The 24,161-nt window shown below is 69.6% G+C and carries 23 protein-coding genes and 1 tRNA gene; 15 read left to right on the top strand and 9 right to left on the bottom strand.

What is annotated here, in order from left to right:
- Positions 1-46: 46 nt before the first annotated feature.
- From ACFPN9_RS11590 to ACFPN9_RS11575, 4 genes are all read left to right on the top strand, one after another.
- A complete protein-coding gene (locus ACFPN9_RS11590) occupies positions 47-811 on the top strand; it encodes a competence/damage-inducible protein A (protein WP_066721876.1) in 765 nt (254 codons plus the stop codon).
- 358 nt (positions 812-1,169) lie between these two features.
- On the top strand, positions 1,170-2,921 hold the full coding sequence (locus tag ACFPN9_RS11585; RefSeq protein ID WP_197426646.1) for a methyl-accepting chemotaxis protein: 1,752 nt from the start codon (positions 1,170-1,172) through the stop codon (positions 2,919-2,921).
- A 122-nt stretch (positions 2,922-3,043) separates the two neighbouring features.
- A complete protein-coding gene (gpt, locus tag ACFPN9_RS11580) occupies positions 3,044-3,553 on the top strand; it encodes a xanthine phosphoribosyltransferase (RefSeq protein ID WP_066721880.1) in 510 nt (169 codons plus the stop codon).
- 52 nt (positions 3,554-3,605) lie between these two features.
- Positions 3,606-4,100 carry a methyltransferase family protein gene (locus ACFPN9_RS11575; RefSeq protein ID WP_066721882.1) on the top strand — a complete coding sequence of 165 codons (495 nt, stop codon included), beginning with the start codon at positions 3,606-3,608 and terminating at the stop codon, positions 4,098-4,100.
- A 9-nt stretch (positions 4,101-4,109) separates the two neighbouring features.
- On the opposite strand, the gene ACFPN9_RS11570 is transcribed toward ACFPN9_RS11575, so the two are convergent.
- The 3 genes from ACFPN9_RS11570 to rutB form a co-directional block, all read right to left on the bottom strand.
- Complete coding sequence (locus tag ACFPN9_RS11570; protein ID WP_066721885.1) at positions 4,110-5,027, bottom strand: DMT family transporter; 918 nt, start codon at positions 5,025-5,027, stop codon at positions 4,110-4,112.
- A gap of 121 nt (positions 5,028-5,148) precedes the next feature.
- Entirely contained in the window at positions 5,149-6,351 is a 1,203-nt protein-coding gene (locus ACFPN9_RS11565; protein ID WP_067253452.1) for a Zn-dependent hydrolase, read from the bottom strand.
- A 48-nt stretch (positions 6,352-6,399) separates the two neighbouring features.
- Complete coding sequence (gene rutB / locus ACFPN9_RS11560; protein WP_066716978.1) at positions 6,400-7,137, bottom strand: pyrimidine utilization protein B; 738 nt, start codon at positions 7,135-7,137, stop codon at positions 6,400-6,402.
- A gap of 167 nt (positions 7,138-7,304) precedes the next feature.
- Here rutB and ACFPN9_RS11555 point away from each other — a divergent pair, with 167 nt between their 5' ends.
- The 4 genes from ACFPN9_RS11555 to ACFPN9_RS11540 all read left to right on the top strand — a co-directional run bounded on the left by ACFPN9_RS11555 (position 7,305) and on the right by ACFPN9_RS11540 (position 12,666).
- Positions 7,305-10,130 (top strand): phosphoenolpyruvate carboxylase, encoded by a 2,826-nt coding sequence (locus tag ACFPN9_RS11555; protein ID WP_066716975.1) that lies wholly within the window; start codon positions 7,305-7,307, stop codon positions 10,128-10,130.
- 99 nt (positions 10,131-10,229) lie between these two features.
- Positions 10,230-11,810 (top strand): AMP-binding protein, encoded by a 1,581-nt coding sequence (locus ACFPN9_RS11550; RefSeq protein WP_066716972.1) that lies wholly within the window; start codon positions 10,230-10,232, stop codon positions 11,808-11,810.
- Between the two features lie 28 nt (positions 11,811-11,838).
- Positions 11,839-12,501 carry a DUF1190 domain-containing protein gene (locus tag ACFPN9_RS11545; RefSeq protein ID WP_066716969.1) on the top strand — a complete coding sequence of 221 codons (663 nt, stop codon included), beginning with the start codon at positions 11,839-11,841 and terminating at the stop codon, positions 12,499-12,501.
- A gap of 78 nt (positions 12,502-12,579) precedes the next feature.
- A tRNA-Leu gene (locus ACFPN9_RS11540) sits at positions 12,580-12,666 on the top strand.
- A 17-nt stretch (positions 12,667-12,683) separates the two neighbouring features.
- Here the strand turns inward: ACFPN9_RS11540 and ACFPN9_RS11535 are convergent.
- Positions 12,684-13,358 (bottom strand): DUF938 domain-containing protein, encoded by a 675-nt coding sequence (locus ACFPN9_RS11535; protein ID WP_377817010.1) that lies wholly within the window; start codon positions 13,356-13,358, stop codon positions 12,684-12,686.
- Positions 13,359-13,490: 132 nt separating this feature from the next.
- Here ACFPN9_RS11535 and ACFPN9_RS11530 point away from each other — a divergent pair, with 132 nt between their 5' ends.
- Positions 13,491-14,753, top strand: coding sequence for a hemolysin family protein (locus tag ACFPN9_RS11530; RefSeq protein ID WP_066719030.1), 1,263 nt, complete (start codon positions 13,491-13,493; stop codon positions 14,751-14,753).
- A complete protein-coding gene (chrA, locus tag ACFPN9_RS11525; protein WP_066719027.1) occupies positions 14,753-16,147 on the top strand; it encodes a chromate efflux transporter in 1,395 nt (464 codons plus the stop codon). Before ACFPN9_RS11530 ends, chrA begins: the two co-directional genes overlap by 1 nt.
- Before the next feature lie 3 nt (positions 16,148-16,150).
- Here chrA and ACFPN9_RS11520 read toward each other — a convergent pair whose 3' ends face one another.
- The 4 genes from ACFPN9_RS11520 to ACFPN9_RS11505 form a co-directional block, all read right to left on the bottom strand.
- On the bottom strand, positions 16,151-16,468 hold the full coding sequence (locus tag ACFPN9_RS11520; RefSeq protein WP_066719024.1) for a hypothetical protein: 318 nt from the start codon (positions 16,466-16,468) through the stop codon (positions 16,151-16,153).
- A gap of 76 nt (positions 16,469-16,544) precedes the next feature.
- Positions 16,545-17,720: an FAD-dependent monooxygenase gene (locus tag ACFPN9_RS11515; RefSeq protein ID WP_066719021.1), complete on the bottom strand. Its 1,176-nt coding sequence runs from the start codon at positions 17,718-17,720 to the stop codon at positions 16,545-16,547.
- Between the two features lie 91 nt (positions 17,721-17,811).
- Complete coding sequence (locus tag ACFPN9_RS11510) at positions 17,812-18,066, bottom strand: zinc-finger domain-containing protein (protein WP_066719018.1); 255 nt, start codon at positions 18,064-18,066, stop codon at positions 17,812-17,814.
- 73 nt (positions 18,067-18,139) lie between these two features.
- On the bottom strand, positions 18,140-19,135 hold the full coding sequence (locus ACFPN9_RS11505) for a heparan-alpha-glucosaminide N-acetyltransferase (RefSeq protein ID WP_066719015.1): 996 nt from the start codon (positions 19,133-19,135) through the stop codon (positions 18,140-18,142).
- Between the two features lie 103 nt (positions 19,136-19,238).
- Here ACFPN9_RS11505 and ACFPN9_RS11500 point away from each other — a divergent pair, with 103 nt between their 5' ends.
- Both ACFPN9_RS11500 and cysE read left to right on the top strand, forming a co-directional pair.
- Complete coding sequence (locus ACFPN9_RS11500; RefSeq protein ID WP_066719013.1) at positions 19,239-20,006, top strand: alpha/beta fold hydrolase; 768 nt, start codon at positions 19,239-19,241, stop codon at positions 20,004-20,006.
- A gap of 177 nt (positions 20,007-20,183) precedes the next feature.
- Positions 20,184-21,032 carry a serine O-acetyltransferase gene (gene cysE / locus ACFPN9_RS11495; protein WP_066719011.1) on the top strand — a complete coding sequence of 283 codons (849 nt, stop codon included), beginning with the start codon at positions 20,184-20,186 and terminating at the stop codon, positions 21,030-21,032.
- A gap of 17 nt (positions 21,033-21,049) precedes the next feature.
- On the opposite strand, the gene ACFPN9_RS11490 is transcribed toward cysE, so the two are convergent.
- A complete protein-coding gene (locus ACFPN9_RS11490; protein WP_066719009.1) occupies positions 21,050-21,940 on the bottom strand; it encodes a LysR substrate-binding domain-containing protein in 891 nt (296 codons plus the stop codon).
- A gap of 129 nt (positions 21,941-22,069) precedes the next feature.
- On the opposite strand from ACFPN9_RS11490, the gene ACFPN9_RS11485 reads away from it, so the two are divergent.
- The 3 genes from ACFPN9_RS11485 to ACFPN9_RS11475 all read left to right on the top strand — a co-directional run bounded on the left by ACFPN9_RS11485 (position 22,070) and on the right by ACFPN9_RS11475 (position 23,958).
- A complete protein-coding gene (locus ACFPN9_RS11485; protein ID WP_066719008.1) occupies positions 22,070-23,392 on the top strand; it encodes a serine hydroxymethyltransferase in 1,323 nt (440 codons plus the stop codon).
- Between the two features lie 117 nt (positions 23,393-23,509).
- Positions 23,510-23,578, top strand: a complete 69-nt coding sequence (locus tag ACFPN9_RS11480; protein WP_348626266.1) for a hypothetical protein — start codon at positions 23,510-23,512, stop codon at positions 23,576-23,578.
- Between the two features lie 29 nt (positions 23,579-23,607).
- Positions 23,608-23,958, top strand: coding sequence for a head-tail joining protein (locus ACFPN9_RS11475; RefSeq protein ID WP_066719006.1), 351 nt, complete (start codon positions 23,608-23,610; stop codon positions 23,956-23,958).
- Positions 23,959-24,161: the final 203 nt, after the last annotated feature.

Raw genomic sequence — 24,161 nt, 5'->3', positions numbered from 1 at the left:
GCGCCAGGAGGCGGAGTGCGCCTCGCGCCGCAGCCAGGAGCCGGGCATGACCACCAGCGAGACGACTTCATCCCCGGTCAGCGTGACCGCCGCGATCCTGGTCATCGGCGACGAGATCCTCTCCGGCCGGACCAAGGACAAGAACATCGGCTATATCGCCGAGTACCTGACCAATATCGGCATCGAGCTGCGCGAGGTTCGGATCGTCCCGGACGTCGAGGGCGAGATCGTCGCCGCGCTGAACGCGCTGCGCCACCGCTACACCTACGTCTTCACCACCGGCGGCATCGGGCCGACGCATGACGACATCACCGCCGATTCGGTGGCGGCGGCCTTCGGCGTCTCGATCGACCATGACCCGCGCGCGATCGCGATGCTGGCCGAGCGCTTCCCGCCCGACCAGCTCAACGAGGCGCGGCTGCGGATGGCGCGGATCCCGGCCGGGGCCGATCTCATCGCCAATTCGGTCTCGAAGGCCCCGGGCTTCAAGATCGGCAATGTCCATGTGATGGCGGGCGTGCCCTCGATCATGCAGGCGATGCTCGACGTCGTGGCGCCGACGCTGCAGACGGGGGTGAAGATCCTCTCCGATACGGTCCGTGCCGGCCTGCGCGAAGGCGATATCGGTACGGCGCTGGCCGAGGTCGCCAAGGCCCATCCGGACGTCTCGATCGGCTCCTATCCCTTCTTCTCTGAGACAGGGCCCGACACCAACGTCGTGGTGCGCTCGCGCGATCCGGAGGCGCTGGCGGCGGCGATGGCGGCGGTCAAGGCGATGATCGCGGCGGAGCAGGCGAAGCTCGGCGCCTGACAAGCGGCGATGCCCATCTGGCAGACTGGCCCGGCCGAAGAATAGATATATCAGGCCGGCAGTGACGCTGGGTTCATTGATTGAGTTCGAGCGGCGAGGTCTTTCGTGGCCCGGTGATTATGCTCGATCAACTCATCAATAAATCATCAACCAAGCTCGATTAACGATTCGCGAGTAACCTGTCGCGCAGGGTGACGTTGCGGCATGTTGCGCCTCGCGCCTGCGAGGCCCGAGGGGCATTGAACGGTGCGCCAGAGCACCGTCGGCTTGGATTCACTCAATGGGCTTCATCACGAATTGGCTCCCCGCCAGCCGTTTGCATGGACAGCTGGCCGCACTCGACCGTTGCCAAGCCATCGTGGAGTTTGATCTCGATGGCAAAATCCTGTCCGCCAATGCCAATTTCCTCAATGCCACGGGCTATTCGCTGGACGAGGTGAAGGGCCGCCAGCATCGCTTGTTCATGCCACCGGGCGAGGCAGACACCGCTGATTACAGACAGCTTTGGGCCGATCTCGGGCGCGGCGAGTTCCGAAGCGGCGAATTCCTGCGCATCGGCAAGGGCGGGCGCGAGATCTGGCTCCGGGCGAGCTACAACCCGATCCTCGATGCCGGCGGGCGGCCGGTCAGCGTCATCAAATACGCCTTCGATATCACCGAGCAGAAGAACCGCATGGCCGATCTCGAAAGCCAGAACGCGGCGATCAGCAAGGCGCAGGCCGTCATTGAGTTTGACCTTACCGGCAAGATCATCGACGCCAACGAGAACTTTCTGTCGGTGATGGGCTACACGCTGTCGGAGATCGTCGGCCAGCATCATCGCATGTTCGTCGACCCCGCCGAGCGCGGGTTGCCTGCGTACAAGGCCTTCTGGGAGCAGCTCGCCCGCGGCGAATATGCCGTCGCCCAGTACCGCCGCATCGCAAAGGATGGGCGCGAGGTGTGGATTCAGGCGAGCTACAATCCGATCATGGATGCGCGCGGCCGCCCCTATAAGATCGTCAAGTTCGCGACCGACATCACAGCCAGCCACAAGGGCCAGCAACTCGAACAGGCGGTCCACGAAACCGGAGAGGTCATCGCCCGGGCCAAGAACCGCGACCTGACGGGCCGGATCGACCTGGCCGGCAAGAGCGGAGAGGTGGCGGTCCTCTGCGGAGGCGTCAACGATCTCCTCGACACGCTGACGGATGTCGTCGGCGCGGTGCGGGCTATCGCCGATCGGATCGACGCGGCATCGACGCAGATTTCCGCCGACAGCCTGCAGCTGGCGCAGCGGACCGAGGCGAATGCCGCCAACCTGCAGCAGACCACCGCGACGACCGAGGAACTGGCGGCTTCCGTCAAGACGAGTGCGAGCAATTCGCGTGCAGCGGTCGCGCTGGGCGAAGAAGCCAGCGAGGTTGCAAGGCGCGGCGGCGCCATTGTCACCGAGGCGGTGGGCGCGATGGAGCGCATCGAGAAGGCGTCTTCGGGCATTTCGGAGATCATCTCGATGATCGACGAGATCGCCTTCCAGACCAATCTGCTGGCGCTGAACGCCGCCGTCGAGGCGGCGAGGGCGGGCGAGGCCGGCCGTGGCTTCGCGGTCGTCGCCTCCGAGGTCCGAGCGTTGGCCGCGCGCTGCAGCGAATCCGCTAATGGCGTCAAGACGTTGATCGCCAACTCTGCCCAGCAGATTCAAGCCGGTGTTGGGCTGGTGAAGGATGCTGGCCAGACTCTCGGCGAGATCGTCTCCGCCGCATCCAAGGTGGCCGCGACGGTCAACGAGATTTCGGCTGCGGCGGGGGAGCAGTCCAAAGGCATCGACGAGATGGCCCGTTCAGTGGCGCATATGGATGAGCTGACGCAGCAGAACGCCACGCTCGCCGACCAGAGCGCCAAGGTGGCGCAGGACCTGAGGCGGGATATCGCCGCCCTCAGCGGGATGGTGTCTTCCTTCACGGTCGACCGGGAAGGCAAGCCGGCGCCAGCGCGCCCGACAGAGGACCTTCGCCAGCCGAAGCAGATCGCGGGCTCGGCCGGCCTGCCGCGACTGCCCGCGGCGGCGCTGTCCCCGCCCCGGAAGCAAGCCGCCGCTGCCGGGGACCGGGGCTGGTCCGAGTTCTGACGCCGGCCAAAGCCGGCTTTTGCAGGGATGAGCGGCGCGTCGCCCCTTGCCAGCGGCGCGCCGATAGGGTTTTGCCAGGGGCTGAAGGGCCGTCCGCGCCCGCCCTCATCCGGAGCCCCACCATGGCCGAGCCGACCTCCAACAAGGCCTTCCCCGTCTCCTGGGACCAGTTCCACCGCGACGCGCGCGCGCTCGCCTGGCGGCTGGCGGAGAAGGGGCCGTTCGAGGCGATCGTCTGCATCACCCGCGGTGGGCTGGTGCCGGCGGCGATCATCTGCCGGGAACTCGGCCTGCGGCTGATCGAGACGGTCTGCGTCGCGAGCTATCACGACTACAAGAACCAGTCGGAGCTCAAGGTCCTCAAGGACGTCGCGCCCTCGATCAAGGCGATCGGCGACGGCAAGGGCAAGGGCGTGCTCGTCGTCGACGACCTGACCGATACCGGCAAGACGGCACGGGTCGTGCGCCAGATGCTGCCGAACGCGCATTTCGCCACGGTCTATGCCAAGCCCGCCGGCGTGCCCACCGTCGACACCTTCGTCACCGAGGTCAGCCAGGACACCTGGATCTATTTCCCTTGGGATATGGGGCTGTCCTATGTCGAGCCCATCGCCAAGGATCACAAGGGCTGAGGACCGCAAGGACTGAGGGTGGGCCGGCCGCCACCGTCTTGAGGAGATCGCGATGATCGACGCAGCGACGGACCGGCCCAACCGCATTCCCTGGCCGCCCCTGCTTTATGGCGGAGCGATCCTGCTCGCGATGGCGCTGCAGCGGCTGCTGCCGCTGCCCGATCCGGCGCCCGACGGCGCACTGGCAGGCTGGCTCGACCCCGTCGGCTGGGCGCTGCTGATGCTCGGCGCCGGCTTCGATCTCTCCGCGATGGCGACGATGGCCCGCGCCCGCGCCAACATCCTGCCGCATCGCGCCGCGACCGCGCTGGTCGAGAGCGGCCCATTCGCGATCAGCCGCAACCCGATCTATTTCGGCAACACGCTGATGATGGCAGGCGCCGGCCTCGGTCTCGGCAATCTCTGGCTGATCGTGACGGGGCTCGTCGCCGCGGCCCTGGTGCTGAAGCTCGCGATCGAGCGCGAGGAGCGCCATCTCGAAGCGGTGTTCGGTCCGGATTGGCTGGCCTATCGCGGCCGGGTGCGCCGCTGGATCGGCCGGCACTGAGAGCGAGGTTCAGCGCGCCCGCAGCGCTACGCTCATGCCGGCGATCACCAGCACCATGCCGGCGACCTCGACCGGGGAGGGATGTTCGCCGAGCAGCAGGATCGCGGCCAGCGCGGTGACGACCGGGTTAAGCGGCAGGAACAGCGTCGCCCGCGAGGCGCCGAGCCACTCGACCGATTTGGTGTAGAGAAACAGTGCGCCGACGCCGACGAGCGCGCCCTGATACACCGCCTGCAGCGCGATCGCCGGCCAGGCGACCTCGCCGAGCCGGATCGGCATGGTCAGGGCGAAGACCGGCAGCAACAGCAGCGAGAGCAGGCAGGTCGCGATGGTGACGTCGATGGCGTCCGTCCGCCAGCGCAAAGCGAGGAGCCCGAAGACCGACCACATCACGGCGTTGGCGACGAAAAAGAGATCGCCGATCCAGGCGCCGGCCCCTGCGCCCGATTCCCCGAAGGCCTGCCAGCCGAAGGCAGCGATGCCGGCCAGCACCAGGGCGAGGCCGAGCAGCCGCAGCGGCCCCGGCCTTTCTCCGAGTACGAGGAAGGCCAGCACCACCGTCATCACCGGGATCAAGCCAGGCACGATCACCGAGGCGTGCAGTGCCGGGGCGAAGGTCGCGCCGCCGACCAGGACGAGGGCATAGGGTGCGCCGGCGAGCGCGGTCAGGATCAGCGCGCGCCGCCAGCCGAGCGCACCGACCGGAAAGGGCCGCATCCGCCGCCGCGCCAGCGGCAGCAGCAGGAGCGAGGCCACGACGAAGCGCAGGATGGTGACGTCGGCCGCGCTCAGCCCATCCGCCACCGACTGGCGCGAGACCACGGACTGCACGCCCCAGATCAGGCTGGTCAGCAGGCCGCAGCCGATGCCGAGCCAGAGGCGGCGGCGCGCGGAGGCGGCCGCGTTGGGGGAGGCGAGGTCTGTCACGGGTGTCTTTCGCGAGGGCCGGGGCCGGAGAACGGCTCCGGTTGCGCCCCGCTCCTATGCGGGCCCGGTCGCTGCCGGGCAAGGGGTGAGAGCGCCGGCGCAACCCTGCGCCCGGCGCGGTCTACCCCGCCAGGAATCGCTCGGCCGCGCCGTGCAGCACCTGGATGCCCAAAGCGAGGTCCTCGTCCTTCGTGTCCTCGCTCCAGTGATGCGAGATGCCGCCGATCGAGGGCACGAACAGCATTGAGGCCGGCATGGTGCGGGCGATGACCTGCGCGTCATGGCCGGCGCCGGAGGGCATGGTTTGCCAGGCGCCGGGCGCGATGGCCTCGGCGGCGTCGGAGAGGGCCTGCATCATGGCCGGGTCGCACAGCGCCGGCACGGCCTTCGAGACCGAGGAGAGCGTGATCTTGCAGCGCTCGCGGCGGTTGGCCTCCTGAACCAGCGATTTTAGTCCCGCCTCCAGCCGCTCCAGCACCGCGACCGAGACGTCGCGGAACTGGAACAGGATCTCGGCTCGGCCGGGAATGATGTTGGGCGCGTCGGGCTCGAGCCGGAAGCGGCCGGTGGTCCAGGTCGTGCGCTCGCCGACGAGGCGCGGGAACTCGGCGTCGATGGCCGCCAGCAGCCGGACCGCGCTCAGGCCCGCATCCTTCCGCTCGGCCATGGTGGTGCCGCCGGCATGGTCCTGCTGGCCCTCGACGACGATGCGCCACTGCCAGATCGCGACGATGCCGGTGACGACGCCGAGCCGCAGGCCCGCCTCTTCGAGCTGCGTGCCCTGCTCGATATGCATCTCGTAATAGCCCTTGTAGCGGCCGATCTCGAGCTGCCGGCGCGGCAGGCCCTCGAGGCCGGCGGCGCGCAGGGCCTCGCGCAGCGGCGTGCCGTCGGTGCGGTTGCGGGCGCCGTCGATCGCCTCCTCGGTCAGATCGCCGATCATCGAGCGGCTGCCGGGCAGGCTGAGGCTGAAATGCCCCTCCTCGTCGGCGAAGGCGCAGACATCGACCGGCAGGCCTGCCCGGGCGAGCGCGATGCCGGCGACGACGCCGAGCGCGCCGTCGAGCCAGCCGGCCTCGTTCTGCGATTCGATGTGGCTGCCGACGAGCAGATGCGGGCCCGGGCCGGGATGGCGGCCATAGACGTTGCCGATGCCGTCGATCGAGGCCTCCAGCCCGCATGCGGTCAGCTTGGCCATCAGCCAGCGGCGGGCCTCCATGTCCTGCGGCGAATAGGTCGGGCGGTGGACGCCGGTCTTGAAGGTGCCGATGGCGCGCAGCTCGTAGAGATCACGCAGGAAGGCTTCGGTGTCGACGGCAGGCATGGCGGGCTCGCTTTCGGGCAGGCGGGGAGGCGCGGGACGATGTCGCGATCAGGCCGGCGGCTGCTGGCCGACCGCGCCGGCGAAATCGGCCACGGTCGAGACCCAGCCGAAGAAGGTCTCGATGTTGTAGAGCGCAGCCTTCTGGGCGAAGTCCGGCCCGGCCGCATGGGTGGCGTCCTCCAGCACGACGCTGAAATATTCGAGATGGAAGGCGTCGCGCAGCGAGGATTCGACGCAGACATTGGTGGCGATGCCGGTGAAGACGAGATTGCGGATGCCGCGCGCCCGCAACAGGCTGTCGATGTTGGTGTTGAAGAAGACGCTGTAGCGCGGCTTGGGAACGACGATGTCGCCCGGCTGCGGCGTCAGCGCATCGACGATGGCATAGTCCCAGCCGCCCTTGGCCAGCAGCTTGCCGTCGAGCTCGGGCCGGCGGCGCATCGTTTTCAGCGCATTCGACTTGTGCCAGTTCGGCGAGCCCGGCCCGCCCGCCTCGCGATACGCGGCATCCCAGCCGTTCTGCAGGAAGATCACCGGGATGCCGGCGCTGCGGGCGGCCTCGGCCGCCAGCGCGACCTGCCGGATCACGGCCGGCGTGCCGGTGATGTCGAAGCCGGCGAGGTCGATATAGCCGCCTGCGGAGGCATAGGCGTTCTGCATGTCGACGACGATCAGCGCCGTGCGTTCCGGATCGAGCCGCAGCGGTTCCGGCCGGGCCGGCAGGACGATCGAGGCGGCGGCATCCTGTTCGGGCAGGCCGGCTGCGGCGGCGGACGAGGCAGGCATCGGCATCTCCGGCTGGGCATCGAGGCGTATGAGGGCGAGCATCGCATGCCGGGCAGGGCGGGCAAGATGCGCCTGCCGGTCCAGCAAGAGCCATGCCGGGGCCTGCTTGCGCTGCCTTGGTGTTCCGGTCTGAAACTTGCCTCGGCCGATTCCGGGAGGGCTGCGCGATGAACGACGGGGTCGAGAGCGTGATCGGCGACGAGGCGGCGCTGGCCGCGCGGCTGCTGGACGAGATCGCCCAGGCGCGGGCCGATGCCCGCGAAGACCCTTTCGGCAACCCGGTCCTGCGCGTGACGCTGTGGCTGACGCGGCGGATGGACCGCGGCGAGCTCGATGTCGAGGCGGCCTGCGGGCTGGTGCGGCGTCTGGGACGCGAGGCCCTGCGCCAGCGGGCCGGGCGGCTGGCGGCCTATGTCGGGCTCGACGGCGATGGCGAGGCGGCCTTCGCTACGCTGGCCGGCAGGCTGGCCGAGTCAGCCGCGGGCGCTGCCGATCCGCTGGCCGCTTATCGCGAGGCCGTCGAGCGGCTGCGCTTCGCGGCCGTCTTCACCGCCCATCCGACCTTCGGCATGAGCCGCAGGCTCGCCCATGCGCTCGCGGCGCAGGCCAGCGGCGAGGCGGGCGGCGAGGCGGTGATCGGCGATGAAGCGCTGTCCTTCCGGCCCGACGGGCGGATCACGCTGCAGGACGAGTTCGAGCAGGCGCGCTACGCCGTGCGCCATGCCCGCGACGCGATCGACCGGCTGAACGCCGCGCTGCTGCGGGCGGCGCAGTCGCTTTCGCCCGAGCGCTGGCAGGATTTGGCGCCGCGCCCGGTCATCCTTGCCTCCTGGGTCGGCTGCGACACCGACGGGCGCACCGATATCGGCTGGTGGGACACGCTGCGCTACCGGCTGGAATCGAAGCAGGGCCAGTTCGCGCGCATCCTCGAGAAGCTGCCGGCCGTGCCGGCAACCGCTGCCGTGCGCGAGCTGGTCGGCACGGCGCTGGCGGCGGTCGAGCGGCAACTGGCGCTGGCGCCGCCGATCACGACGCAGCCGGCCCTGCCGGCGCTGCAGGCCTTCGCTCTGGCGCTGGTCAATGAGCGCGAGGCGGCGCTGCCGGAGGCGTCGCGCCTGATCGCGGCGCTGGACGAGGCGATCGGGCTCTCTTCCGACGACGACACGCGGATGGCGCTCTGCCTGGTCAGGGCCGGCTGCGTCGCCCATGGCGTCTCGATCGCGCTGCCGCATTTCCGGCTCAACGCCTCGCAGCTCCACAACGCGATGCGCGGCGTGATCCCGCTCGACGAGGAGCCGACGCAGCCGGCGCAGCGGCGCGCCTTCCTCTCGGCGGTGAACGGTCTGCTGGCGAAGGTTGCGCCGATCGCGGTCGATTTCGGCGCTCTGGCGGCCGAGCGCGCCTCGGCGACGCGGATGCTGATGACGATCGCGCAGATCGTGAAGCATGTCGACGGCACCAAGGCGGTGCGGTTTCTCGTGGCCGAGACGGAGACGGGCTACACGCTGCTCTGCGCGCTCTGGCTCGCCAGCCGCTTCGGCATCGCCGACCGGGTCGAGATCTCGCCGCTCTTCGAGACGGAAGACGCGCTGGAGCAGGGGCCGCGCATCATCGACGAGGCACTGCGCAGCCCGCATTTCCGCGCCTATCTCAAGCGCCATGGCCGCTTTTGCGTGCAGTTCGGCTATTCCGATTCCGGCCGCTATATCGGGCAGGTCGCGGCGACCTTCTGGATCGAGCGGCTGCGCATCCGCATCTGCGAGCTGCTGCGCCGCTATGACCTTTCCGAGGTCGAGCTCGTTATTTTCGACACCCATGGCGAATCCGCCGGGCGCGGCGCCCATCCCGCCAGCCTCGCCGACCGGCTGGCCTATCTGGAACCCGCCTGGGCGCGCGCGGCCTTCGCCAGGGCCGGCCTGCGCTCGGTGCGCGAGACCAGCTTCCAGGGCAGCGACGGCTATCTGATGTTCGGCACGCCGCTGCTGGCGGCGGCGACTATCGGGCGCATCGCGGAGGCGGTGCTCGTGCCGGTGGCCGAGGAGGTCGCCGATCCGATCTACGACGAGCCCGACTTCGCCACCGAGTTCTTCCAGACCGTGCGCGAGGAGATGACGGCGCTGGTCGACGACTCCGGCTATGCCGCGCTGATCGGCACCTTCGGCCCCTCGCTGCTCGACAAGACCGGCTCGCGCCCCGCCGCGCGCCAGAGCGATGCCGGCGGGCCGACGCGCATCCGCCATCCGCGCGAGCTGCGCGCCATTCCCAACAACGCGATCCTGCAGCAGCTCGGCTGGCTCGCCAACAGCGTCCACGGCATCGGCCAAGCGGCGGCGCGCGCGCCCGATCTGTTCAACGCGATGCGCGAGCGCTCCGACCGGTTCGACCGGGCCTACCGGCTGGCCGAGCACGCGCTGGCGGCGAGCGATCTCGACGTGCTGCGCGCCTATCTCGACTCGCTCGACCCCGGCAGCTGGTTCGACCGGGCGCGGCGCACGCTGCGCGAGGGACGTCGCGACGAGCTGCTCGCCGTCGGCGAGGCGCTGTCGCGGCTCGATCTCGCGCCTTCGCTGCGCAGCCTGTTCTGGCGGCTCTCCTCGGATGCGCTGAAGCTGAAGGCGGCTGCGCCGGATGTGCCGGAGATGCCGGCGCGGCTGGTGGCGCTGCATGCGCTGCGGCTGGCGGCGATGCACGGCATCTGGCTGCGGGCCAGCCATATCCCGGATTTCCGGCCCCATGCCGGCATCACCCGCGAGGTGCTGGTCGAGCGGCTGCTGCGGCTCGACGTGCCGGCCTGCCTCGCCCTGCTGGCCGACATTTTCCCGCTGCGGCCCGACCCGACCATCGGGCTCGATTTCGGCGAGCCGCCAGGCCCGCGGGAAACCGGCACCTATGAGGCGCTGCATCGCGACGTGATCGCGCCGATGCAGGCGCTGTTCGAGCTGCTGCGCGAGATCTCCGGCGCGATCCAGCACGAGATCGGCGCCTTCGGCTGATGGCGCCGGCGGGGTGGCTGGCAGAGCGTCATTGCAACGGCTGCGGATCGGCTTAGTTAGGAAGCCAAGAGGAAACGCCAGCCGGGAGCCGAGCCAAGCATGGCCGACACCGAACGACAGCTGCCCGTCTTCGATGCGGCGGGCGCACGGATCACCCTGTTCCAGGCGCTGCTGCAGGCGGTCTCCCGCCATGGCAAGGGCCGCGTCGCGGTCGAGGATGCCGAGCGCAAGCCGCTGAGCTACGGCAACTTGGTGCTGGGCGCGCTCGTGCTCGGGCGCAAGCTCGCGGGCTACACGCAGCCTAGGGAACATGTCGGCGTGCTGCTGCCGAATGTGCAGGCGCTCGCGGTGACGCTGTTCGGGCTCTCGGCCTTCGGCCGCGTGCCGGCGCTTCTGAACTTCACGGCCGGCGTGAAGAATCTGCGGGCGGCGGGCGAGCTCGCCGAGCTGAAGACGATCGTGACCTCGCGCCGCTTCGTCGACCAGGCCAAGCTCGAGGACGAGCTGGAGGCGCTCGGTGAGAACAGGCGGGTCATCTATCTCGAAGACGTCCGCAAGGAGATCACCAGCCTCGACAAGGCGCTGGGCGCGCTGTCGAGCCTCGCGCCGGGTTTCGTGCATCGCAGCCATGCGGCGGCTCCGGACGACGCGGCGGTGATCCTCTTCACCTCGGGCACCGAGGGCAAGCCGAAGGGCGTGGTGCTGAGCCACGCCAATCTGGTCTCGAACGCGCGCCAGATCTTCGCGCTCGCGGCCGGCTTCCTGTCCGAGCGCGACATCGTCATGAACCCGCTGCCGGCCTTCCACTCGTTCGGGCTGACGGCGGGCCTGCTGATGCCGCTGCTGTCGGGCATGAAGGTCGTGCTCTATCCGAGCCCGCTCCACTACAAGCAGGTGCCGAAGCTGATCGGCGAGACCGGCTGCACCTTCCTGTTCGCGACCGACACGTTTTTGCAGGGTTACGCCCGCGCTGCGGACCCGGACGACCTCAAGAGCGTGCGCTATGTCGTGGCCGGGGCCGAGCGGGTGAAGCCCGAGACGCGTCGGATGTGGGAGCCCTATGGCACCACGATCCTCGAAGGCTATGGCTGCACCGAATGCTCGCCGGTGCTCGCCTGCAACACGCCCGTCGCCATGCGCGAGGGCAGCGTCGGGCGGCTGCTGCCGGGCATCGAGGCGCGGCTGGAGCCGGTCGAGGGCATCCATGAGGGCGGCAAGCTCTGCGTGCGCGGCCCCAACATCATGGCCGGCTATCTCAGCGCGGACGCGCCCGGCACGCTGCTGCCGCCCGAAGGCGGCTGGCACGATACCGGCGACATCGTCACGCTCGACGACGGCTTCGTCACCATCAAGGGGCGTGCCAAGCGCTTCGCCAAGCTCGGCGGCGAGATGGTTTCGCTCGCGGCGGTCGAATCGATGGTCGCCGGGCTCTGGCCGGACTTCAACCATGTCGTCGTGGCGCTGCCCGATGCGCGCAAGGGCGAGCAGCTCGTCCTCGTCACGGAAAAGCCGAATGCCGAGCGCAGCCTGCTGCAGGAGACCGCGAAGGCGCAGGGGTTCCCCGAGCTCTGGGTGCCGCGCGCCATTCTGGTGACGAACTCCATCCCCGTGCTTGGCAACGGCAAGATCGACTATGGCGCCACGCTCGAACTCGCCCGCTCGCGCCGCTCGCTTCTCTAAAGCCACAATCATGCGGATGCTGCGGCCCATGATTCTGCTCAGTTCCGCCGCTCCGCTGCTCGGGGCCCTGCGCGCCGCCACGCTCGCCCCGCTGCTGTTCCTGGCGCCCGTCGATCTCGCGGCGCAGGAGCGCGGCGCCGTCTATGAGCGCCGCGACGAGTGCATCGCCGGCGGCATCCTGACCGCGGAGCAATGCGAGTTCGCCTATCGCAATGCCCGCGCCGAATTCGAGCAGAAGGCGCCGCGCTACGCCTCGCGGGCGCTGTGCGAGCGCAGCCACAAGCGCTGCGGTGCCCAGATGGTCGCATCCGGCGGCTGGGAGAGCTTCGGCAAGGGTGGCGCGACCTATGTGCCGCGCTTCATCGGCGTGCGGGTGGCCGGGGAGGGCGCGGCGCGCCGCGCCTGGCCCGTGATCGAGGGTAACGGGCGGCCGCCCTTCGCGGGACGCAGCGTCAGCGAGCTGCAGGACAAGGTCGCCGGGCGGCAGGGGACGATCGGCCTCGCCGCCTCGCGCGGCCACGGGGCCGACCACGGCGCGCCTCCGAGCGGGGCTCCTTACATGAAGCGGGGCGACCGCGACGACACCGTGCGCGTGCCGATGCAGCAGAAGGCGATCGGCTCCGACGTGGCGCCCGGCCTCTATGTCGATCCCGACGGCGTCGAATGGTACAAGCCGGCGCGGCGGCACTGAGCCGAAACCGGGCCGTCCTCCGGGGGGCTGCCGAGGCGCTTGCGCGCCGCGCCCGCGGCGGCTACCGCTCTGCCCCAGGCGGACGTGGCGAAACTGGTAGACGCAAGAGACTTAAAATCTCTCAGCCGCAAGGCTATGCGGGTTCGATCCCCGCCGTCCGCACCAAGGGTTCCGTCGCGTGATCAGCGCCTGCCTGCTTTCCCGAACACCACCGTCAGATTATTCGCGGGCATCTCGATCACCTCCGGCGAGCCGAACCCCGCTGCCATCGCCAGCGCGGTGACCTCGCCGAGGTCGCGCAGGCCGAAGGCCGGGTCGCGCTCGCGCAGGCTTTCGTCGAAGGCGGCGTTGCCGGGTTCGAGCGGGCGGCCGGGGCGGCGGAAGGGGCCGTAGAGGATCAGCTGCGCACCGGCCGGGAGCAGGGCGCCCGCGCCGCGGAAGAGCCCTTCCGTCGCCGCCCAGGGGGCGATGTGGATCATGTTGATGCAGAGGATCGCGGCGGGCGCCTCGCCGGGCGGCAGGGTCGCGGGCCAGGCGGGGTCGGCGGCGTCGATCCGCAGCGGCGGCAGGACGTTGGGCGCGCCCGCCTGCGCGGTCCAGGCGGCGATGCTGGCGAGCGCCTCTGGCGCCGGGTCGCTCGGCCGGAAGGTCAGCCCCGGCAGGGCTTCCGCGAAATGGACCGCGTGCTCGCCCGAGCCGCTGGCGATCTCGAGCACCGTTCCCGTCGGCGGTAGCACGGATCGCAGCACGGCGAGGATCGCGTCGCGGTTGCGCGCGGCGGCGGGAGCATGAAGACGCCGGTCGGCGTCGGCGGGGGCTGCGGCGGGGTCCCAGGGGGCGGGCTTTTGCTCGGTCATCACGCGTCCTCGCCGCAAAAATTTTGGCCGTGAACCATCGCCAGCGGCACAACATCCGCTATAAGGGGCGCAGAAGCAGGCCGCCATCGCTGCGGCTCTGCATGATACGGACTGGTTTTGTTAACCGAAATTCTGATCGTCGTGGCCCTGACCGTCATCAACGGTCTGCTTGCCATGTCCGAGCTCGCGGTTGTCTCCTCCCGTCCCGCACGCCTCAAAGTCCTCAGCGATCAGGGCAGCAAAGGCGCCAAGACCGCGATGCGCCTTGCCGATAATCCCGGCCGCTTCCTCTCCACCGTCCAGATCGGAATCACGCTCGTCGGCGTGCTCTCGGGCGCCTTTTCGGGCGCGACCTTGGGCGCAAGGCTGTCGGAATGGCTGGTCGGGCAGGGCTTCTCGCAGGTCGTCTCGGACGGGTTCGGCGTCGGCCTCGTCGTCGTCGCGATCACCTATCTCTCGCTGATCATCGGCGAGCTCGTGCCCAAGCAGATCGCGCTGCGCGATCCCGAGCGGGTCGCGGCGCGGGTCGCGCCGGCGATGCTGTTGCTGTCGAAGATCGGCGCGCCGCTGGTTTTCCTGCTCGACATTTCGGGGCGGGCCGTGCTGGCGCTGCTCGGCCAGAAGGGCGAGCCGGAGGAGAAGGTCACCGAAGAGGAGGTCCGCACCATCATCGCCGAGGCCGAGACGGCCGGCGTTCTGGAGCGCGACGAGCGCGAGATGATCTCGGGCGTGATGCGTCTCGCCGACCGCTCGGCACGCGCCCTGATGACGCCGCGCCGCGAGGTCGAGGTGATCGACCTCTCCGACAGCGCCGACGAGATCCGCGAGCAGCTGCGCGCCACGCGTCGTTCGCGCCTGCCGGTGCAGGACGGCGAGGCGGATGCGATCATCGGCGTCGTCGTGGTCAAGGAGTTGATCGACTTCCTGTCGGATGGCGGCACGCATGATCTGCGTGGGCTGGTCAGCGAGGCACCGGTGGTGATGGACACGGCCGGCGCGCTGCTGGTGTTGCGCGAGATCCGCGCCTCGCGCGTCCATATGGCGCTGGTCTTCGACGAGTACGGGCATTTCGAGGGCATCATCACGCCGGGCGACGTGCTGGAGGCGATCATCGGCGCCTTTCAGGAGGAGGAAGAGGACGAGCCGCCGCTGGTGGCGCGCGCCGACGGCTCCTGGCTGGTGGCGGGCTGGATGCAGGTCGACGAGTTCTCGCACGAGCTCGGCATCTCGATCCCGCGCGACGCCGATTTCCAGACCGTGGCCGGCTTCGTGCTGGCGCAGCTCAACCATCTTCCGGTGGTCGGCGAGGTCTTCGAGAAGGGGCACTGGCGCTTCGAGGTGGTCGATCTCGACGGGCGCCGGATCGACAAGATCCTGGTCAGCCGGATCGATTGATGGCGCAGGCGACGCCCGAAGGCGCTGGCGCCGCGGGCGGCGAACTGCCGACGCTGGCGGAGGCGACGCGCGTCTGGGCGCGCATCGGGCTGCTCTCCTTCGGCGGGCCGGCCGGGCAGATCGCGCTGATGCACAAGGAACTGGTCGAGGAGCGGCGCTGGATCGGCGAAGCGCGGTTCCTGCACGCGCTGAACTACTGCATGCTTTTGCCCGGCCCGGAGGCGCAGCAGCTCGCCGTCTATATCGGCTGGCTGATGCACCGCACCCTCGGCGGGCTGATCGCCGGGCTGCTCTTCATTCTGCCCGGCGCGGCGGTGATGCTGGGCCTGAGCATCCTCTACGTGCTCTATCGTGAGGTTCCGCTCGTCGACGGGCTGTTCTTCGGCATCAAGGCGGCTGTGCTCGCCGTGGTGATCGAGGCGGGCTTGAGGATCAGCCGTCGCGCGCTGAAGAACCGGGCGATGGTGGCGCTCGCCATCGCCGCCTTCCTCGCCATCTTCCTCGCCAGGGTGCCCTTTCCGGCAATCATCCTCGCCGCGGGGCTGATCGGCTGGGCCGGCCACCGGCTGAGCCCGGCGCTGTTCGGCGCGCAGGCCGGCCATGGCCAGGCCGGGCCCGATGTCACGGGCGTCGTCGACGCGCTGTTCGCGCGCGGCGAACTCGACCATGTCCGGCCCTCGACCGGCCGGGCCTTGCGGACGCTGGCGATCTGGCTGCCGCTCTGGCTCGCTCCGGTGCTCGTTCTCTGGCTCTGGACGGGGGAGGGCAGCGTCTGGACGCAGCTCGGGCGCTTCTTCAGCACGATGGCGGTGGTGACCTTCGGCGGCGCCTATGCGGTGCTGGCCTATGTGGCGCAGGCGGCGGTCGAGACCTATGGCTGGCTGCAGCCGGGCGAGATGATCGACGGGCTCGGCCTCGCCGAGACGACGCCGGGGCCGCTGATCCTGGTGCTGCAATTCGTCGGGTTTCTCGCCGGCATGCGCGGGGCCGGCGATCTGCCGCCGCTGCTTGCGGGGAGCCTCGGCGCGCTCTTGACGCTGTGGGTCACCTTCGCACCGTGTTTTCTCTGGATCTTCCTCGGCGGCCCCTATGTCGAGGCGCTGCGCGGCAACAGGGCGCTGTCGGCGGCGCTGGGCGCGATCACCGCCGCCGTGGTCGGCGTGATCATGAACCTCGCGCTCTGGTTCGGGCTGCACGTGCTGTTCAGAGAGGTGAGGACGGTCTCGTTCCTCGGATTGTCGTCGGATTGGCCGGTGCTGGCCTCGCTGGACTGGCGCGCCGCCCTGCTCAGCGCGGGCGCCATCGTCGCGATGCTGCGCTTCAAGATCGGGATGATCCCGACGCTCGCCGTCTGTGGCGTCGCGGGCGTGATCCTCACCCGCCTGCCGGCGTAACGATCAGCGCCGCGGCGGCTCGTTCGGCTCGATGATGCGGTATTCCGCGTCGATGATCTCGCCGCGTGCGGCACCACGCGGCTCGCCCGGCATCGGGCCCGGCTGGCCGAAGCCCGCCGCCTTGAGCCGGCTGCGCAGGCGCCAGATCGCGATGGCACCGGCCAGCGCCGCGACCGGCAGCAGGATCAGCGCGAGGCTGGCGGCGAGCAGGAAGAGCACGGCGCCGATGACGAGGCTTGCAGCCATGGCGAGCCAGGCCGCCCAGCGTGGCATCGTGGCGGCGCGGCCGCCGATCTGCTCATGGAGATTGACGCGGATCATCGTGGGGTCATCCGTTCCTGCTTCACGAAGCTAGGTACGAATTGCGGCGAAGGCGAGATCATCGCGCCGCAGACCGTCAGCCATCGCGCCAGTCGTAGAGCCAGGCATAGCGGCGGCGCATGCCCTCGGCGCCGAGGCGTGCGAGCGCGATGTCGCGCGCGATGCCGAGCGGCCAGCCGAGATGAAAGTTGCGGCCATTGCTGCGGCTGGCCTCCTGCACGCGCGCGACCCGCTGGGCGCGCGCGCTCGCATAGGCCGCCATCGCGGTAGGGACGCCGGCCTCGCCCTTCGCCTCGAGCGCCCGCGCCAGAAGGCGCGCGAGAACCGCGGCATCCTCGATCGCCAGAGAGGCGCCCTGGGCGAGGAAGGGCAGGACGGGGTGGGCGGCATCGCCCAGAAGCGCGACGCGCCCCTTCGCCATCACGGCCGGCTTGCGGTCGAACAGCGACCAGACCTGCCAGCCCGAGGCCGCGGCGACGAGATCGCGCAGCGGCCGCGAGGCTTCCGCGACCTGTGCCGCGACCTGTCGTGCATCGCCCTCGCGCGACCAGCCCTCGCGGGCCTCGGTGGCGCGCCGCACGACGACGAGATTGGTCTCCCGCCCGCCCGCGACCGGGTAATGCACCGCATGACGGCCCGCGCCCAGATGCAGCTCGACCTGGGCTTGGCCAGCCATCCCGGCCGGGGCGAGGGCGCGCCAGGCCTCGAAGCCGGTGAAGACGGGGGGCGACGCATCGCCCGTCTGGTCCCGCACGCGCGACCAGAGGCCGTCCGCGCCGATGAGGCCGATTCCGTGCAGGGTTTCCGTCTGGCCGCTCTGGCCGGTGAGCGTCGCCGCGACGCCGCCATCCACCTCGACGACGTCCTCGATGCCGCGCCCGACGACGAGGCGGATATTGGGCATGGCCCGGGCGGCATCGAGCAGCACGGTGTGGAGGTCGCTGCGCTTGAGCAGCCGGTAGGGCGGCTGCGCGGTCTCAGGCGTCGGCGCCTCCAGCAGCGCCCGGCCATCGCGCCAGCGCCGGACCACGAGGCCCTGGGACCTCACCGCGACGCGCTTCAGCGGCAGGGTGAGGTCGAGCCCGTCCAGGACATGGCCGGAATTGGGACTGATCTGCAGGCCGGCGCCCAACTCGCCGAAGCCGGTGCGCTTTTCGACGACGGTCGCCGCGATGCCGCGCCGCGCCAGGGACAGGGCCATGGTCAGGCCGCCGATCCCGGCGCCGGCGATCAGAAAATGGGGAGCGGACACGGGCGGCAGGCTTTCACGAACGGGCGCTGCGGCCGGGCCTTGCGGCCCGCCCGGAAAGGGGAGCGGCCGGCTGGTCCGGGCCGCCCTGGCCTCAGGCCGCGGCCTGGGCCGTCTCGTGATGGGCGCAATCGGGCGGCGAGCAGGTGCCGGGCTTGAGGCTCGCGTCGAATTTGTAGAGCGTCGAGCAATAGGGGCAGACGATCTCGTCGTCGCCGCCCATGTCGAGATAGACATGCGGGTGGTCGAAGGGCGGCTTGGCACCGATGCACATGAACTCGCGCGCGCCGACATGGATGACGGCGACGCCCTTGTCGTTGTGGAAATGCGGAATGCCGTGATCGGCCATGATCGTCGCTCTTGCTTCGTGATGTGGCTGCAAACTATCGCGCCGCAGCGCTGCGCGCCAGTGCGCGATTGCCTCAGCGTGGCGTCGCCGGGCGCAGGCAGGCCTGGGCGAGAGCGGACACCCGCTCGCGCTGGCTCTGGTCGAGGGTGTCGGTGAGCGTCTCCTGCCAGAGGTTTTCGCGCTTCAGCGAATCGACCGTGCAGGCGCAGAGCCGCTCGCAGGCGTCGGCGCCGAGCGGTCCCGTCCCGCAACTGCGCTGGCAGGAGAGCATGAAGCCGCGCTCCGGCGAGACCGGCTGCGCCGGATTCAGCTGGAGCGCCAGCATCAGCGCGCCGATGAAGATCGGCTGGTGGACGAGATAGACCAGCAGGCTGTGCCGCCCGCCCCAGGAGAGGATCCGCGCCGGTAGTGAACTCGGGCGCCAGCTCGCGAGGCGGCTGCCGGCCAGCCGCGGCAAGGCCAGCCTGGCCAGTACGATCCCGCCGAGCACGCAGCCGAACCAGGGAAAGACCGGCACGAAATCCGCCGTCACGATCGGGGCGCGGGAGAAGCCGAGCCAGGCGAGGGCGGGCGCATCGAGCAGCGGATGAGCGACGAGGACCGGCAGGGCGAAGGCGGCGACCGCAGCGACTGCAACAGCGGCAACCGGCAGGCGCAGGAAGGGCAGGGCCAGCACGCTGGCCAGCGCGACATGATGCAGGATGCCAAAGAAGATGAAGCTGCGCGGCATCGCGAAATAGGTCGCCAGTGTCACTAGCGCGGCGGCGCCCGCGACCATCGCGAGGCGCTTCAGGAAGGCGGGGCGGTTCAGGCCGCTCCGCGTCGCCAGGACGAGGCTGATTCCGACCAGCGTCAGGAAGGAGCCCGCGATCAGCCGGGCAAAGCCGCGCCAGCCGGGCTCGGAGGGGACATCGGTCTCGATCAGCCCGAAAAAGGACAGATCATAGGCGAAGTGAAAGACGAACATCGCCAGAAGCGCGACGCCGCGGGCGCCATCGACGATCTCCAGCCGCAGGCGCGGCGAGGGGGCGGTCATGGGGGCGGCAGCTTCGGAGGGAACGGCGCTCATGGCAGCCTTCATAGGCAGGCGGCGGCGCAACCGCTACCCAAGTCGTGGCGTTGATGGCATGGGAGGGCGACAGTTCCGCTTCGAAGACCCGCCACGGACCGCCATGCAGACCTTCTCTTCCGACGGCGTCAGCCTCGCCTATGTCGATCTCGCGCCCACGGGGGATGTCGAGCGCCATGCCACGGTGGTGCTGGTGCACGGCTTCGGCTCGAGCCACATGGTCAACTGGGTCAACACGCAGTGGACGAAGACGCTGACCCATGCCGGCTACCGCGTCGTCGCACTCGACAATCGCGGCCATGGCCAGAGCCAGAAGCTCTACGATCCGGCCGCCTATTCCTCCCAGATCATGGCCGAGGATGTGCGGCGGCTGATGGACCATCTCGACATCCCGCGCGCGGCGGTGATGGGGTATTCGATGGGCGCGCGCATTTCCGCCCATCTCGCGCTGGCGCATCCGCAGCGGCTGACCGCGCTGCTGCTCGGCGGGCTCGGCATCCATCTCGTCGAGGGCGTCGGCCTGCCGCTGGGCATTGCCGACGCCATGGAGGCGCCCTCGCTCGACGGTCTGACCGACCCGATGCAGCGCATGTTCCGCGCCTTCGCCGAGGCGACGAAGAGCGATCTCAAGGCGCTCGCCGCCTGCATCCGCGGCTCGCGGCAGACGTTGAGCGAGGCCGAGGTCGGCCGGATCGCCGCACCGACCCTCGTCAGTGTCGGAACGACCGACGAGGTCGCGGGCTCGGGACCGGCGCTGGCGCGGCTGATCCCCGGCGCGGAGGCCTTCGACATCCAGGGCCGCGACCACAACCTCGCCGTCGGCGACAAGAGCCACAAGCAGGCGGTGCTCGACTTCCTGTCGCGTTTGTGAGGTCGCGGGGAGACGGTTCGAAAACCCTCTTCCGACAAGCGTTTGTGGAACGGTTTTGACAAACCGAATCCGGCGCCCCACATGCGGGTGGCCCATCGCCCTGAAACAGCTTTGGCGTCGATGCCGCCTCGGGTGCTAGGATCGGCCTTGCCGAACGACCCTCTCCGGAGAAAAACCATGTCGTCAGGACGCTCCGTCGCCGAAGTCCGCGATCCCGCGAGCGGGCTCGAGCGGCTCGACCCCGTCTGGTCGCGGCTGCGCCGCGAGGCCGAGGCCGCGCTCGCCGCCGAGCCGGCGCTGGGCAGCCTGATCCTCGCCTCCGTGCTGAACCAGCCGAGCTTCGAGGCCGCGGTCAGCCACCGCGTCGCGGCGCGGCTCGGCCATCCCGCCGTCCCGTCCGATCTGATCGAGCAGGCCTTCGCCGAGGCGCTCGCCGCTGACGCGACGGTGGGGCTCGGCATGCGCGCCGACGTCGTCGCCGTGCTCGACCGCGACCCCGCCTGCTACCGCGTGCTCGAGCCCGTGCTGTTCTTCAAGGGCTTCCACGCGCTGCAGTGCCACCGCCTGGCGCATTGGCTCTGGCGGCAGGACCGGCGCGATTTCGCGCTCTATCTGCAGAGCCGCGCCTCCGAGGTCTTCCAGACGGACATCAACCCGGCCGCGAAGATCGGCAAGGGCATCTTCCTCGACCATGCCACCGGGCTCGTCGTCGGCGAGACGGCGGTGATCGAGGACGACGTCTCGATGCTGCACAGCGTCACGCTGGGCGGCACCGGCAAGCAGGGCGGCGACCGCCATCCCAAGATCCGCAAGGGCGTGCTGCTCGGCGCCGGTGCCAAGATCCTCGGCAATATCGAGGTCGGCCAGTGCTCGCGCGTCGCGGCGGGCTCGGTCGTGCTGGCGAGCGTGCCGCGCAACAAGACGGTCGCGGGCGTTCCCGCCAAGGTCGTCGGCGAGGCCGGCTGCGCCGAGCCCTCGCGCTCGATGGACCAGATCCTTTGCGGCGATTGCGGCGCCGATATCTGAGCCACGCGCCTCTGGCCTCACTCCTGCGCGACCAGCCAGGCGGCGATCTCGGCATGGCGCGGATGCGGGTGCTCCGTGGTCGCAGGCGTCACCGTCAGCCGCTCGCTGAGAAGCAGCGGCGGCCGGAGCGGCGCGACCAGCCGCCCTTGCGCGAGCAGAGGCGCGACCAGCGAGAGCCGCCCCATCAAGATGCCCGAGCCCGTCAGCGCCGCATCCAGCGCCAGGCTGTAGAGCGAGAAGCGCGGGCCCCGCGTCGCATCGAGGCCGCGTGGCGCTCCCGCATGGGCGAGCCAGCGGGCCCAGTCGTTGTGCCAGACGGCGTCGTGCAGCAACGTCTGGCCGGCGAGATCGGCCGTCGAGCCGAGGCGTTCCGCCAGCTCGGGCGCGCAGACCGGCAGGATCGCGTCCTCGCCGGCCAGCGTCAGCGCCTGCGGGCCTGAACCGGGCTCGCGGTAGAAGATCGACAGGTCATGCGGCTCGCGGCGCGGATCGGGGGGCGCTTCCATCGCCGATATCGAGACCTGCAGATCCGGCCAGGTGCGCTGCAAAGCGGGCAGGCGCGGCGAGAGCCAGAGCTGCGCGATGCAGGGCAAAGCGGCGATGGTGAGCGCGCGCTGGCTCTCGCTTTCGCGCAGGCTCTGGGCGGCCTGGGCCAGGATGTCGAAGCCGCGCGTCAGCCGGGGCAGCACCTCGCGGGCGGCGACCGTCGGCACCACGCCCTGTGGCAGCCGGCGGAACAGCGAGAGCCCCAGAGCGGCCTCGAGCTGGCGGATCTGCTGGGTGACGGCGCCGGGCGTGACGCCGAGCTCGGCCGCGGCCTCGGTGAAGCTCTCGAGACGCGCAGCCGCTTCGAAGGCGCGCAGCGCCTTGAGCGAGGGCAGGCGGGGGCGGGGCGGCTTGACGGCCATGGAGGGGTCCGGCGGGAGGCTGAGATTTTCTCTGCCTTCGAGCGACGAATACTCGTTTGCGCCAGGCGGCGCAAACCGCTCCTATGACGTTGGGTTTCAGGCAGGCCCCGGCGGGGCGGGAGAATGGCGATGACGGCACTGGGCAGGCGCGACTGGGTTCCCGCGGCGAGCGAGGATTACGTGCTCGCGGTCGCCGGCGGCGTCAGCGGCCAGCCGCTGGACGCGATCGAGGCCAGGCTTTCGGCGCTGACCACCGAGAACCGCAACATCCACGAGCGCGACTGCTTCAATCTAAACCCCGCGACCAATGTGATGAACCCGCGCGCCGAAGCGGCGCTGGGCTCGGGCCTCGGGGCGCGACCCTCGCTGGGCTATCCCGGCGAGAAATACGAGATGGGGCTGGAGGCGATCGAGCAGATCGAGATCATCGCCGCCGAACTCGCGGCGCAGGTCTTCGGCGCCAAATATGCCGAGATCCGCGTGCCCTCGGGCGCCATCGCCAATCTCTACGCCTTCATGGTCGCGGCCAAGCCCGGCGACTGCATCATCGCGCCGCCGCCCTCGATCGGCGGGCATGTCACGCATCACGGCGCCGGCGCGGCCGGGCTTTACGGCATCGTCACCCATCCGGCGCCGGTCGACGCGACCAACTACACCGTCGATGTCGCAAAGCTGCGCGAGGATGCGCTGCGGCTGAAGCCGAAGATGATCACCATCGGCGCGAGCCTGAACCTCTTCCCGCATCCGATCCGCGAGATCCGCGCGATTGCCGACGAGGTCGGGGCGCTCGTGCTGTTCGACGCGGCGCATATGTCGGGGATGATCGCCGGCCAGGCCTGGCAGCAGCCGCTGGAGGAGGGCGCCCATCTGATGACGATGAGCACCTATAAGAGCCTCGGCGGCCCGCCCTCGGGGCTGATCGTCACCAATGACGCCGCCATCGCCAAGCGGCTCGACGCCATCGCCTATCCCGGGCTGACGGCGAATTTCGACGCGGCGAAATCGGCCTCGCTGGCGATCACGCTGCTCGACTGGAAGGCTTTTGGCCGCGACTACGCGCAGATGATGGCCGCCACCGCCAAGGCGCTGGCCGAGGCGCTCTGCGAGCGGCAGATCCCGGTCTATGCGCGCGAGCGCGGCATCACCACCTCGCACCAGTTCGCGATCGAGGCGCACAGCTATGGCGGCGGCCAGGCGGCGGCGCAGAAGCTGCGCGCCATCAACATCCTGAGCTGCGGCATCGGCCTGCCGCTGCCGGAGGTGGCGGGAGACGTCAACGGCCTGCGGCTGGGCACCCCCGAAATCGTCCGTTTCGGCATGACCTCCGCCGACATGCCCGAACTCGCTGGCTACATCGCCGAGGGGCTGAACGGCTCGCGCCCGGCGGAGGCGATCGCGCGGGATGTCACGGCGTTCCGGGGGAGGTTCCGGGAGCTGTGTTTTATGCGGTGAGGGGGGCGTCGCTACGAACGACGCTGCGCTCTTTGCCGATGTCGCGCTCGATCTCACGGGCGTGTTTGAACTCACTACGTCGGCTCGCAAGCCTGGACGGTCGGCGGGCCGGTCTATTTGGACGACACCAATGAGCGCTGCGCGAAGGTTGCGGCCCGTAACCTTCTGTTCGGCGTTGCGGCCTGAAGTCCTCCTTCTGGGCGGAATGATCCGTGATGGGTGCTTTCGCTGCGGCCATCGATGCGCTCTTCGCCGATGCCAATATCGGCGAGGATGCGCTTTGGAAGGCGGGTGGCGCTGGCGTCGCTATCCGCATCATCCGCAAGTCGCCCGACCGTATGGCGGAATTCGGGGACAGCCGCGCGGTGTTGCCGACCGTCGGTATCGATATCCGACGCTCCCAGGCGGCAACAATCGCCGAGGGCGATCTGATGGTGATCGGCGCTGAGACGTTCAAGATCATCGGTGAACCGATGGGCGATGCGCTCGGGCTCGTGTTGGCTGGTGAATGTGTGGACCTTGACAACCTGCCTAATGGATCATCAATCTCGGACCGCTACTTCTGATCCTTTGACTTAAAGCCTCGAACAAAATCAGTTGCCTTTTCATTTCGATCTCGCGATTCACTATCCTGTTGAGGATGCTGTTCAAAAAAATCGCGCGCCGCTTTAGAGCGGAACCCGATCTGATTGAATCGGGAGGGATTCCCAAATCAGGGGTGAAGTGATTCATATGTGGACGCCCCCTTTGGCAAGGCGTTTATGTCGGG

Origin of the sequence: Allobosea massiliensis (assembly GCF_042655245.1) — a bacterium.
Classification (GTDB): Bacteria; Pseudomonadota; Alphaproteobacteria; order Rhizobiales; family Beijerinckiaceae; genus Allobosea; species Allobosea massiliensis.
The sequence above is the reverse complement of the archived record's forward strand: the minus strand, read 5'-3'. Positions and strand labels throughout refer to the sequence as shown.